Genomic DNA, 12217 nt, shown 5'->3' with positions numbered 1-12217 from the left:
AAGCGCAATCCGGGGCCACGAAGGTAAGCAGTCCCGGGTTGCGCTTCGCTTCACCCGGGCTACGACTGGAGGGATTACACGCCCTCCAAATAATAATTCGCGCGCTTGCCGAGCGCGATGCGGCGGAGCAGGCGGCGCATCGCCATCGAGGCGCGGAGCGGTTTGATCGCCGTCGTCACCGTGCGGTAGAAGGCGAGCTTGAGCGCGTCGCGCGCCGGCTGCTTGCCGGGCGGCTGCTGCGGCAGGCCGATGCCGCGCAGCATCGAATTGAAGAAGTGCAGGTCGTTGAGGCGGCGCACCTCGCGCGTCTTCCAGGTGATCGCCATCGAAATCGAGAACGAGTCAGCGGTGCGCACCCAGTGCGGCCACTGATACGGCACGTAGCAGCCGTCGCCGGCGAACAGATGAAACTCCTGGCCGCGGGCGGCAAAGCGCTCGTCATATTTCAGATTGCGGTGCTTGGTCATCGAGCGCTCGATCTCGTCGTCGGAGACGATGGCGCGGTCGTTGTTGTCGAAGATGGTGAAGAATTTTTCGCCGTGGATGTGCACGAAGAAATTGTCTTCGCTGTCGAGATGGAACGGCGTGGTCGAATTCGGCGACGACACGAACAGGAAACCTTCGAGCTGCTCGAAGCCGGCGTCGCCTAAGCTGTTGAAGCCGCGGGCGCGCGCCACCGAGAGCAGGGTGTCTTCCAGCAACTGGCGATATTCCGGCGAATTCTCCACCCGCTTGAGCACCATCCAGGCGCCGGCGGTCTCGATGCTCTTCACCACTTCCACGGGATCGAGATCAACCGAGGGAATGGCGTCGGGATCCTGGCTGATCGCGACCTTGCCGGAATTATATTCGATCAAATCGCGCGGCAGTTCGGCCGCGAGCTGCGCGATGCGCGGCAGCATCAGGAGCGGATGGCCGGCCAGCTTGTGGCGGATCGCGAACGGCTTTAGCGGAAAGTCGCGGCGCAGCGCGTCGTTATCGGCGGTGATGACCGGTGCTACGGCGGTCTGCGTATTCATGAGGATTTCTCCTGGCGTTCCCTGATGAAGCGGATGGCGCGGCGCGCCGGCTCACGGGCCAGCTTGCGCAGCGTCAAGGCGGTTTGCGCCAGCGTTGCGACCACGTCGCCCCGCCGCAGCGGAAACAGCACGTCGCCGATCGCAAGCCGGCCGCGCCAGATCGGATTGATCATGGGGTGGTCGGCGTTGGCGGTGGAATCGACGAGGCGGATCGCAGGATCGGCACAGAGATGCCGGGTCAGATCGAGCGTCAGCTGCACGCCCGGCGAAAATTTCGAAAAGCGTTCGTCGACGCCGAGCTTGAAATAGAACGCGCGATCCTGATGCCGCAGCACGATGGCCGCTGCCACCGGCGTCTCGCCGGCGCGCAACGTCACGATCTCGCATTGGCCGGTGGCCGCGAGCGCCGAAGTGGCACGGCGGATAAAGGCGGCATCGCCCGCATGCTGCACCAGCGCGGTGCCGCGTTTGGCTTTCCAGCCGCTGGCTTCCAGCGCAAGGAAGGTTTCGAGCGCGGCCGTAACCTCGGCGGGCGTGCGCGCAATGTCGAAATGCACCTCGCCATGGTCGCCAAGCCGGTTGCGCTGGCGGCGCAGCTCTTTCAGTTTTTTTGGCCCCAGCCCCTCGCGCAGCAACTCATCGGCGTCGAGGGTGGCATCGAGGGCGGCGCGGACATGCGACTGCAGCACGCGCGGCGTGAGGCCGTCGCGGGCCAGGACAGCGGTAAAGGCTTTCATCGCGGCGCCGTCCAGCGACATGTCGCGCAGCATCAACGCGTGAGCACCGGCCTTGCGCGCGCCGTCCAACAGGCGCCCTGCCGCTTGTTCGGCATGATCGCGGCCCAGCAGCGGCGTGGACAGCGAGCCGTAGGGATCGGCGCTGACCCAAACGGGCAGCGGAATACTGTAGGCGCGCCACATCGAAATAACCGGCATCAACCCGGTCAGCTCGGCGGCATCGCTCCAGGCACTCAATGCAGAGGCACCGACGCGTCCGCGCGCGGAAGCGTTGACCGCCAATTCCCATTCCGGGAGGTAATAGCCGTTGGGCTCGGCGACGCGCTCTGACAGCGCGCGCCATTGGGCGGCGGGGATTTCGGCCAGCGGCGTCAGCGCGCCGGCAGGCGCCACCGGCGCGCGCGTGCGTGCGGCATCCCCTGGCGATGCACGACGGACTACCGATGTCTCTGCAATCTCGGCCACTTCCCCGTTTCCCCGGTCGTGATGTCGAGAGCGGCACCAATAGGGTGCCGCCTGCCTCCACCACGTTCTGGGGGCAACGCTAGCGCAGAGAAATGGAAAATGCCGGTGGGGCCGCGCTCGGATTTGAGCGGTTATGTTAAGGGCTGATTCAGCATGCCGCCGCCGGGCAGATGCTGCGAGGATAAGCGTTCAACCATCTCCGGCCGGGCAAGCGGCTGTCTTGACGGCCCGGATCGCAGCAGTGGGGACGTAGCCCCCGCCGGCGTGAACCGGCGGGAAATATCTTCGTTAGCCAACTCTCAGATTTTCCGCGGAGGTCTTGCCGCGGTTTTCTTTTTCTTCGTAGCTGACCTTGGCGCCCTCATTCAGGGAACTCAGTCCGGCTTTTTCCACCGCCGAGATATGCACGAACACATCCTTGCCGCCGTTGTCGGGCTGGATAAACCCGAATCCCTTGGTTGCGTTGAACCACTTCACAGTACCTGTCGCCACGTCCGCACTCCCTGTTTTGATCGAGGCCGACAACCTAGGTCCGTCTGTGGGTGCTCCGCAAGGAAAACCCGCCGGAGCGAACCGCCAGGCGGCAAGGGACGAGGGCCCAAAACCAGCTGGCTTGAGCCGCTGGGGCTTGGTTGGCCACGATTGGAACTCTCCATGGAGGGCGTAGGCCGGGATTGAGCCGAGGCGTAATCGCAGGGTGCGGAGGGGTCTTCGATGCTGCCGTTGGCTCATCCGGGCTGCCGCGGCTGGGCGCCGCTCATTCGCCCGCTTCGGCCAGCTGATACCGGACCGGCGTGTGGTGCCAGCCCTCATCGTGCTTGCGCCAATAGATATCCTTGAGCCGCGTCGAGATCGGCCCGGGCCGGTCGTTGCCGAGGATGCGCGTGCCGATGCGCGACGCCGGCATGACGCCGCCGGCGGTGGTCGCGAGAAAGACCTCGTCCGCGTGGTCGAGCGCCGATCGCGGGATCGGCTCGACCGCCGCCTCGATGCCGAGTTCGGCGCACAGGTCCAGCACCGATTGCCGCGTGATTCCGCGCAGGCTGCCGCGGTCGGGCGTCGTCACCCTTCCGTCCCTGACGACGAAGATGTTGAAGCCCGGCCCCTCGGTGAGAAAACCCTGCGCGTCGCACAGCACCGCGGTGTCGAAACCGGCATCGTGCGCCTCCATCAGGCCGGAGGTCAGGTCGTTCCACTGATAGTTCTTCACCGTGGGATCGACCGAGGCGTCGGGCACGCGCGGCGTCGAGGCAACAAAGACATGGGCGCCGCGCGCCTGCACGTCCTTCGGCACGACGTCGATCCAGGGCAGCGCATACGCAATCAAATGGTTTTCGCAATCCGCCGGCCGGCGCGATCCCATAACCCGCGGCCGCCCGCGCGAGGCCACCATCGCCACATAGGCGTCCGCAAGGCCGGTGAGCGCGACACAGCGATGCAGGATCGCCTCGATGGCGGCGCGATCTTCCGGCGGATGGATTCTGCGCTTTTCCATCGAGCGCTCGAACCGGTCGAGGTGATCTCGGAGTCGGAAGAAGCCGCCCTTGAACACATGCACGACGTCATAGACGACATCGGAGCGCGTAAAACCCCAATCGGTCACCGGCAGCGTCGCCTCGGCGATCGGAACATAGCGTCCGCGGACGTAGCCCGCGCCATCGGGGTAGGGGGCGGTGGTCATGGGTGGTCTCCAAGCTCGTATTCCGTAGGGCGGATTGAGCCGAAGGCGTAATCCGCCATCTTGGCCTACGGTTGATGGTTGCTGCAGTACTCTCCGCTCGCCGATGCACACGTGACGATAACTCGACATAGGGCTCAGGATAGCACAAGCTCGTTTGCGATGTAGCTAGCGCGGCGGATTACGCCTTCGGCTCAATCCGCCCTACGGCCTCTCGCGCAACGCTCTCTCCGCGCGATGTCCCTCGCTTTCTCCGCACCCACAGGTCAGCCATGACTTTTATGGTCGCCGCAAGGACCAGCGCGCAAAGCGCGGCCTTCGACATCGTCTCCATCGTCCCCTCGATCAGGATGCCGTGGACCACGCTCCCGACGACGATGACAATCGCGAGGGGCATATGGACGATACGCCACGTTCGCGCTCGCAGTCCCAATCGCCGGCGAAGTGCAGCTATAATCGCGACGGCGAAGATGGCCCACATGGCGATCACACCCCAGGCCGAGAACGGCGTCGGTGATGAGAACAGAAGGGCATCAATCATATCAGGCGGACTGGTGATCCAGAGGCCCGCGACGTGGACCACCACCGCCACGACCAGCGCGCCTCCGATCCAGTGATGTGCACGCCGTCCACGATAAGCCGACAGTCCCGGTAAGTATCCGCCAATCAGCAAAGGCTGAACGAGCACAAGACCCATTGCGACAATCCCTGCGAACCCGGCCAGTATGTAGACCGGATCGCGCCATGCGAGCAGCGGGCTCGCTGCTGCAGCGGCGATCGGCACGCAAATGGCTGCTGCAAGGGCGGCCCAGATCAGGGTCACCTTCGCCAATCTCATCCTTGTGTTCCCAACCCGGTCAGGCCGGCTGAAGGACGAAGTGCGCCTCGAGGCTGGTATCTTTGGCGCTGCGCATCACGGGACGTAGAAAGACGGTTTTGAATTCACCACTGTCATAGGCGAGGTGACCATGCGGCTGGCCGAAGATCGGAATGATCTGCGGCATCTCGAGGCGGAACGCCCCGTTCTTGTCGGTGAGCGTCGCCCCATGACTACGCTGGTCTCCCTCCCGCCCTTCGGTCGTGTGCGCCCAGATCTGGACGCGCTGCCCGGCAAGCGGGGCCCCGTCGCCTGCGCGGCGTACGGTGCCGGTCATCCAGAAGCCACCCTTGCCGATCCGATCCACGGTCGGCGCGCCCTTGAGGTAGTTGTTGGCCCCGCCCGGCATCGAAGGGGTCGGTGCGAGGCCTTCCGCGCGGGCGGGCAACAGCAGCCCGGAAACCCCGGTTGCCAGGACGGACCCGCCGGCGACGAGGAGGTTGCGGCGGTTGAGTACGAAGGTGTTCATGTAAATTCCTCCTCGCGACCGTGCGGTTGCTGCGCCCAGAGTACAACAACAAGCGCGAGAGGCCCAGTTGAGGGAGGCGAGCAGCGCGACAGGGCGCAATAACAGTGTTGTGAACGGGTGTGCCGGCCGCTCAACCAGCGTCGTTGACGAGGCGTACTCAGCAGCGTCCGTTGCTACTTCTTCAATTGGCCCTTCGCCCTGATCGCCGATGGAATGCCAGGCGATCGATGGTTTGTCTGCTTCTGGCACCACCGTCACGATGCGGCGCGAAGTCGGCTTTGACCCTAAACGGACATCTCAGGCTTGAGTGACCTAGCTGCTTCCTAATTCCCCGCCGCGAGCGTCCGCCGACCGAAGCCTCAAAAGATAGTCGATTTGGCGCTCTCTCCAGCATGATCCTTAGTCGCGAGTGTATCGACGCAGGCTTCGACGCAGATGCACGGCGGCGGGGGTCGCTAGGAAGCGTTTGTCCTGCTCTTTCGCACGCCTTCTGCTGCCGCCCAGCCGTTCGCCGATCGTTCAATTCGGAACTCAAAGGAACTTCCAGGATGCGCGGCGATTAGTATTAAGGAACAAATGGAGTGAAACAAATGGAGTGATCAGTGCAAGCGCGAGATCGCCAGATTGCACCGCTGGGTACGGAACGTTCGACAGATGTCGATGCGTTCAAGCTCGCGTCTCTTACCCAAACGGAGCAGTTCTATTCAAATGTCCTGAGGGATCTCCTCGAATCGGATCTTCCGTTCATGATCGGAGGCGGGTACGCCGTAAATCTTTATACCCACGCGCGGTACCCGACAAAGGACCTAGACATTTTTACGACTGCCGCGGAATTCCCCCGCTTGCTCTCTCACCTACAGCGGAACAATCGGGTATCGGCGGATGAGAGTTGGCTGGGAAAAGTTCACCGCGGCCGCGATTTCGTTGACATCATCTTTGGTTCCAGCAACGGCGGCCGTGCCGGTTCAGGAAGAGTGGTTTCAGTATGCAGCACAGGCTCAAGTGCTCGGGCATTGCGTGCCTGTGATCAACCCCACCGAGCTGATCTGGTCCAAGGCGTTCATCCAGAAGCGGAACCGTCATGATGGCGTCGATATCGTCCATCTCATTCTTAAGCAGCGAGAGGCAATCGATTGGCAGCGCCTGATCATGTACATGAACCCACATTGGGAGATACTGCTTTGTCATCTGCTCACGTTTCGTTGGATCTATCCGAGCGAGCGAGATGCCATTCCAGATTGGCTGCTTGACGATCTTCTTGAACGATTGAGTCGGCAGCGGGAAGGTCCGCCACCGGCGACGAAACTCTGCCGTGGTCGGTTGCTTTCCAGCTCCGATTACCGAAGTGCGACCGAGAAATGGGGCTTTCTGAACGGCGAAGACGAGTGCGGCAATGAACGATGATGCAAGTTCATTCACATTTGCAAGCATGGGCGATCTTCATGTGAAGGATGAGCAGTCGAGCTCGCTTCGTGAATTGTTTCAAGCAATCTCGAAGAGTGCCGGCGCCCTGGTCCTTTGCGGCGACCTCACCGATACCGGAACTCCGGCACAGGCGGAAATCCTCGCTAAAGAGCTGCGTGCCTGCTCTATCCCAGTAATCGGCGTCCTTGGGAACCACGATTACGAGTCGGGACATGCCGACGAGGTGAAACGAATCCTTTGTGACGCGGGCGTACACCTGCTCGATGGCCAGGCAGCCGAAGTTAATGGCGTGGCATTTATTGGTGTGAAGGGCTTTGCCGGCGGATTTGGTCCACGAATGCTGAGCTCTTTCGGCGAGCCGGCGATCAAGACGTTTGTTGCCGAAGCGATGAATGAAGCGATGCGGCTGGAGAACATCATGCGCACGGTGAACAGCCGGCGCGCTGTCGTTGTCCTTCACTATGCCCCGATTGTCGGCACGGTAGAGGGTGAACCTCTCGAAATTTATCCCTTCCTCGGGTGCTCGCGCCTTGCAGAGACCATTGACCGCTTCAAAGTATGCGCCGTAGTGCATGGTCATGCGCATCGCGGGAAGTATGAGGGCCGCACGCCCGCCGGAGCGCGAGTGTACAACGTCGCCATGGGCGTGCAGAAGCCTTCAGGGTTGCCCTATGCGCTCATTTCCGTCTGACGGTGGGAGAGGAAGCGGTTTGCGTCATTCTCGACATCAGGCACTTCCGAGTCTGGCACTTTTCGGAAGTGCGGCCTTGATGCGTGATGTCCGCTGTTTGGGAAAGAGCGGACGTTAGGTTTGACGCCACGACCGCGTCCGGTTCCAGAATTAACCCGCAGCGAGCGTATCAAGCTTAATACGCGAGTTTCGTTGCCGCGTGCGAACGTAGGCCTATCATTCCGGGTAGTCGTGCGGATTTGAGAGGTGTCCAGATCACCAATCCAGCGTACCGCTCGACTAGGGGCGCCGCTGTAGGCGGCGTCCCGCTCAAATTGATCCTGCTGCACGCTTCACGGGACTGCCATGTCGACTGTCGAGCAAGTGCTAAAGTCCACAGGTCGAGAGCGTCGCGCGATCGGCCGGACGCATATCAATCGGAGCGCACTGTTATACTTTCATGGCGGGGCCGGTGTCCTTCCTTGTTGCGTTCGCGACGTGACGAATTCTGGAGCCGGCGTTCGCTTGGAGCAGCTAAACGTGTTGCCGGTGGAATTCGATCTGTCGTTCGATAATTTTCGGACGGTTCGGGAGTGTCGCTTGGTCTGGCGAGACGCTGACTTCGTCGGCGTCGCGTTCGGGACCTGACCTTGGGATCCAAAACATGACGAAACGCGAACGCGGCGATCTAGTTTATGGGGTCGTCGCGAGTGCGCTCGTATTTGTATTCATGATCATCATGATTTTCTCGCAATGATGGTTTCGCTTGTCGGAGGTTACGCAGCGGCGCGCCGGCGGCGCTGGGCTTGATGATGGACCGGTTCATAGGCGGGCAAGATGAGGCCGAGCCGAACGGGGGCACTGGAACGATTGTTACCGAGATTGCTTGATTCTACACGACCGGGTGCAACGTCCCCCACAATGTACCCGATGAAAAGACGGCCCCAGTCGCTGCCCCGCCGCTGGGGCCGTTTTCCGGTTGGGGGCTCAGGACCCCAACACCCTTGATCAACGGCCAAGTCTGTGCCGTCGCCGATGTGGCTTGGGGTTCGGAGGGTCTGTTCCAGTAATTGCGCGATACCACGCGGCGTCTGATTGTGCGCGCGCTCTGGCCGCGGCAAGATCAGATTGTCCACGATAGAACTGACTTAGGCCCAGGTAGCAATCGGTGCGCACGGGTCCGTGAGGTATTGCTTCGCAGTTCACCTGCGCGCTCGCAACGACGGGAAAGACCGCCAACAAGATTGCGACGACACCCACGGTCCAATATGTCATGCCGCCTCCAGGCGATTTGCTCACGCTGGCCGGTCAGACTTTCATCAAGTCGCTTGTTCTTAATCAACGAAGGCTTGGTCGTTCGGTTCGTATGCGAGGCAACCAGTTGTCCGCCCTCCGGCGCCCGTGGTGTTGACGTGATCGGCTAAGCGGCGGCCATGAAGCAGCCACGCGAGCGGACTCGTTCGGAGGGGTTAGAACCGCGCTGGCCCCTCGAGCGAGTCCACAACCGCCGCGCCGCCGGTTATGCAAGCTAATGATCCCTTCGGTGGCGTCTGCACTGAAAACAGCACAAGTAAGCCAAACTCATACCGTGTGGCAAAAGAGCTACGGTTGTCAGGTGGCGCGGCATTGGGTTTCGGCGAGCGTATGCGGTTCGATCCTACCTGCCGTTTCACAATCCTCTTTGAGCTGAGACGCGAAAAATACGTGAAAGGTCTTGGCTCATGGCCGGGTTGGTGTCTAATCTTCTCTTTTGGTCTGCTTTTTTTTGAGGCCACATATGAATTATTCCCAAATGAAGGACGAACGCCTGTTGGCGTTTTACGAGAACGTCCGTCATCAAGTCGCATTGGATGCAGGAAGCCGCTATCGCTTCGCAGGCGAGGGCGTCCGCGCATACGCGGATAAGCTTCGCGAAGAAATGGACCGACGGCGGCTTAGGTTCACGCCCATCAATTGGCCGGAGGATGGTCGCTGATTATGGGAGACCAAAATCGAGGTGCCAGTTCAGGTTCGCGAACTGGTCGCGCTCGGCATTGAAAATGCTAAAGAGGCGCTGGTCTACCGTCGTGCGGCTAGATCGATTTCACCCAGCTCTGCGGAATAGTGCGGCGTGTGCCCGGCCGTCCCAAACGGCAGCCCGGGCTTTGCGATGGCAAAGCGTGCTGTGCTGCCCTTTAAGGGTTTAGTTACCAGTCATTGTCAAGCTTCCCGCCATTGCAGATAGGTCGCGACGAGCGATAGCGAATTTCCGAAACGCTTTAATCCGACCAGCCCGGTTGGCGGTCTCCATAGGAGGCCCACTATGTTCAAGGGCTTCGTGGTTACAGTCTTGCTTATGCTTGGTGCATCGCAGCTAGATCAGTACATCTGTAATGGCAGGTACACCGACGGTACTATGTCGATGCTGCGACAAATCAGGCACTCCTTTCGCGGTTGAAGGTCGCTTCGGTGGACGCCGCTGCGCGCAGGGTCCCGCGTCTGCGAACCGATCGTGCCTCGGCGGTTGGCGCAGTCGATCGCTCGGAGCCCTATGACTGCCGCTGGTAACTTCCGGCCAGCGACTGTTGCTCGCCCTTTGGTGCTCGGCTTCGCGCATCATCGTATCCAGCGCGTAGACAACACTAATAGCGCCCTATTACCGCGGTAGTTGGCCGCCGGTATGTCCGTTCACGGGGTAGACCGGAAGTCGCCGTAGTCCGGTCAACCGACGCGAATAACCCGAAGCGGACGTCAGCCGTGCTCCTTGCAGCGATGACGTGAACCGTTAGTATCCCCGGATATTACGCGGAATGAGGACCAGTTACATGAGCATTGCCGATCCCAACAAAACGATCCTGACGGGCGAGAACCCGTTTATCCGCTTGAGCCCGAAGGACGGCGAGCCGAACTCGACAGAGGCGAGCTATTGGCGGATCATCTTTTCGCCGGCTGGTCCCGGACACGTTCTCTACTTGAAAAGCGAGCTGACGGAAGGGCGCTGGCGCATTTACTCCGACAACATCGCGATGGCGCGGTGGCTGCAGTCTACCGTGCAAGGCATGCTCAATGCCGAACTTTCCGATACAACTATCCCCTGTGCGGACGCGCAATTCTCCAAAGCCGGAGATCCGCGCTACTTCTGGACTGAATATATCAAGTCGCACGGCGAAGACATCTCACTTACCTGGTTCGATATCGGCGAACCGCTGCTCATCCACTCGCAGCCGAACCAGATTCCCGACCGGCGCTACGGTGTGTGCACCGTGCTGATCCCGGCGCTCGGCACCCGTCTCGTCCGCAACGGCGTCGAGGCGAAGGGACGATCCTGGCCGCGGGAACGCGAGGGGCGGCCATTCTCGACGTCGGCGTTGGCATTCTCGGAGAGCTGGACCGAAGCGGTCTGAGGCGGAGCTGCCAATCGGTCTCCGCTTATTCCTAAGTCTTGCATCAGCAAGAACATGCCGAATTGATGAGAAGGCGCTTCATATTGCCGGCTACGCACTCATGATCCCCGTACGTCCGTTAGTTGAACATGCTATCCCGCGCTCGGGCGCAGCCAGCGGGCGGTATGGTCTAGCGACGTCCTGATCGCTTGAGTTCGGTGACCTGATGCTTCTCTCCGGCCAACTTCCCCCCGGCGAGCAAGCTGCTGCAATACCACCAGACTCCACGGTCGTTCGCACCCAAAAACAGGTGGGTTTGCCTGCACTCCTCATAGGTTTTGTGGTTGCGCACGTTTCTGCACGTTGGCGAAAAAAGAAACTCACTCGCCGACGCGGAGCATCCATTCCAGGGTTGGTTGCCGTACTTGAAACTTGTTTGGTGACCATCGGTGTAATTGCTGGAGGTTTTCTCAAGTGCGGCAAACCTCGCCATTACTGAACCTGGCGCAGCCGATGGCGTTTGAGCGCTTGGCGATGTCCGGCGAGATGCAACTGTGTTTGCCACCCGTTTCGGCCTTTGTGGCCTTGCCACCTGCTTCGGCGCGTCGACCGTGATGCTAGGAAGCGGTGTGGCGGAGCCTGTTGCGGTTTGCGACATTGCCGTACCGCTCGGGCCGCACAACAACGCAGTTGACAGGATAGCGACAGCTGAGGGCGCGACAACGCCTGACGACGATCTCATGACATGTCCTTCCAAATCCGGGACGGAAATCGTCCCGATAAGTGCACGGTACCATACACTCCGGATTGCGCTACCAGGGGTTGAAAGGATATCTGTCGACGGCCCGCCATCGACATGGCGGCCAAGAGAACGCTGACCGCTCGCTTAAAGTGTTGCGATGTGCTTCGGGCACCTTTCCTCGTGCCATGCCTGAATCGAGTCCGCAGTGCACGATTAAGCGGACGTCCCGTGATCGCGCGAACGTATGGGTTCACGCCCCAATCTAGCTATGTCTTGAGAACAGCGTCTCCTCCCGCGCAAGCGAGACCCGCGTGCGACAAAACAACCCGACGGGCAAATCAGCTCTGGTTTTCGGAAATCGTGTCAAGCCCAGGAATCAAAAATATTTCGGTTTACCAGAAGACCAAATCAGGGCATATCTATCGCCATCCTGTCCCGCTCAGAGGGGCGTTGGCCAACGTCACAACGAGGGGCAGGTCGCGGTGGACGCTGATGTTGCGACTGACGAGCGCAGCTTGAGCGTACGGTAAAGACGCGTGGTCCTGATGCCCCGTATGCTGGCGTCAAATTGGTGAGGAGCTCACGCTTCGCACTGATGACGGTGACAACGAGCACGGCCCGACCGGGGAGATCGCGTTATAAGCCGTAAAGCCATTGCGCAGGGAATGTCGGATGCTCTCCGCTGCCCTGTATGCTCGTGTGCAGCTTTGTTTGCACTATTCGCACACGAGACCGCGGGTGCAGCGCGCATCCGGCATTCCCTGCGCCCTCTG

General features: G+C 60.9%; 9 protein-coding genes. 3 read left to right on the top strand and 6 right to left on the bottom strand.

What is annotated here, in order from left to right:
* Positions 1-74: 74 nt before the first annotated feature.
* The 6 genes from JQ567_RS26210 to JQ567_RS26185 all read right to left on the bottom strand — a co-directional run bounded on the left by JQ567_RS26210 (position 75) and on the right by JQ567_RS26185 (position 5245).
* Entirely contained in the window at positions 75-1019 is a 945-nt protein-coding gene (locus JQ567_RS26210; protein ID WP_212441495.1) for a cupin-like domain-containing protein, read from the bottom strand.
* Positions 1016-2221 (bottom strand): GNAT family N-acetyltransferase, encoded by a 1206-nt coding sequence (locus JQ567_RS26205; protein WP_212441494.1) that lies wholly within the window; start codon positions 2219-2221, stop codon positions 1016-1018. Before JQ567_RS26205 ends, JQ567_RS26210 begins: the two co-directional genes overlap by 4 nt.
* A 288-nt stretch (positions 2222-2509) precedes the next feature.
* Positions 2510-2713, bottom strand: a complete 204-nt coding sequence (locus tag JQ567_RS26200) for a cold-shock protein (protein ID WP_100386944.1) — start codon at positions 2711-2713, stop codon at positions 2510-2512.
* A 265-nt stretch (positions 2714-2978) separates the two neighbouring features.
* Positions 2979-3902: an aminotransferase class IV gene (locus tag JQ567_RS26195; RefSeq protein WP_212441493.1), complete on the bottom strand. Its 924-nt coding sequence runs from the start codon at positions 3900-3902 to the stop codon at positions 2979-2981.
* Positions 3903-4080: 178 nt separating this feature from the next.
* Complete coding sequence (locus tag JQ567_RS26190; protein WP_212441492.1) at positions 4081-4737, bottom strand: ferric reductase-like transmembrane domain-containing protein; 657 nt, start codon at positions 4735-4737, stop codon at positions 4081-4083.
* A 19-nt stretch (positions 4738-4756) separates the two neighbouring features.
* On the bottom strand, positions 4757-5245 hold the full coding sequence (locus tag JQ567_RS26185) for a Twin-arginine translocation pathway signal (protein ID WP_212441491.1): 489 nt from the start codon (positions 5243-5245) through the stop codon (positions 4757-4759).
* Between the two features lie 882 nt (positions 5246-6127).
* On the opposite strand from JQ567_RS26185, the gene JQ567_RS26180 reads away from it, so the two are divergent.
* The 3 genes from JQ567_RS26180 to JQ567_RS26170 all read left to right on the top strand — a co-directional run bounded on the left by JQ567_RS26180 (position 6128) and on the right by JQ567_RS26170 (position 10723).
* A complete protein-coding gene (locus JQ567_RS26180) occupies positions 6128-6649 on the top strand; it encodes a hypothetical protein (protein WP_212441490.1) in 522 nt (173 codons plus the stop codon).
* Positions 6639-7361 carry a metallophosphoesterase gene (locus tag JQ567_RS26175; protein WP_212441489.1) on the top strand — a complete coding sequence of 241 codons (723 nt, stop codon included), beginning with the start codon at positions 6639-6641 and terminating at the stop codon, positions 7359-7361. The genes JQ567_RS26180 and JQ567_RS26175 overlap by 11 nt, the downstream gene beginning before the upstream one ends.
* 2783 nt (positions 7362-10144) lie before the next feature.
* Positions 10145-10723, top strand: a complete 579-nt coding sequence (locus JQ567_RS26170) for a hypothetical protein (RefSeq protein WP_212441488.1) — start codon at positions 10145-10147, stop codon at positions 10721-10723.
* Positions 10724-12217 lie beyond the last annotated feature (1494 nt).

The sequence above is a fragment of the Bradyrhizobium sp. AUGA SZCCT0431 genome, assembly GCF_018131065.1.
Classification (GTDB): Bacteria; Pseudomonadota; Alphaproteobacteria; order Rhizobiales; family Xanthobacteraceae; genus Bradyrhizobium.
Note: the sequence above shows the minus strand (reverse complement) of the source record. Positions and strands in the feature narration are given on the sequence as shown.

What these genes read in the sequence shown, in the direction of transcription:
- JQ567_RS26210 (WP_212441495.1), bottom strand. Translation starts at nt 1,019, where the DNA reads ATGAATACGCAGACCGCCGTAGCACCGGTCATCACCGCCGATAACGAC.
- JQ567_RS26195 (WP_212441493.1), bottom strand. Translation starts at nt 3,902, where the DNA reads ATGACCACCGCCCCCTACCCCGATGGCGCGGGCTACGTCCGCGGACGC.
- JQ567_RS26190 (WP_212441492.1), bottom strand. Translation starts at nt 4,737, where the DNA reads ATGAGATTGGCGAAGGTGACCCTGATCTGGGCCGCCCTTGCAGCAGCC.
- JQ567_RS26185 (WP_212441491.1), bottom strand. Translation starts at nt 5,245, where the DNA reads ATGAACACCTTCGTACTCAACCGCCGCAACCTCCTCGTCGCCGGCGGG.
- JQ567_RS26180 (WP_212441490.1), top strand. Translation starts at nt 6,128, where the DNA reads ATGAGAGTTGGCTGGGAAAAGTTCACCGCGGCCGCGATTTCGTTGACA.
- JQ567_RS26175 (WP_212441489.1), top strand. Translation starts at nt 6,639, where the DNA reads ATGAACGATGATGCAAGTTCATTCACATTTGCAAGCATGGGCGATCTT.
- JQ567_RS26170 (WP_212441488.1), top strand. Translation starts at nt 10,145, where the DNA reads ATGAGCATTGCCGATCCCAACAAAACGATCCTGACGGGCGAGAACCCG.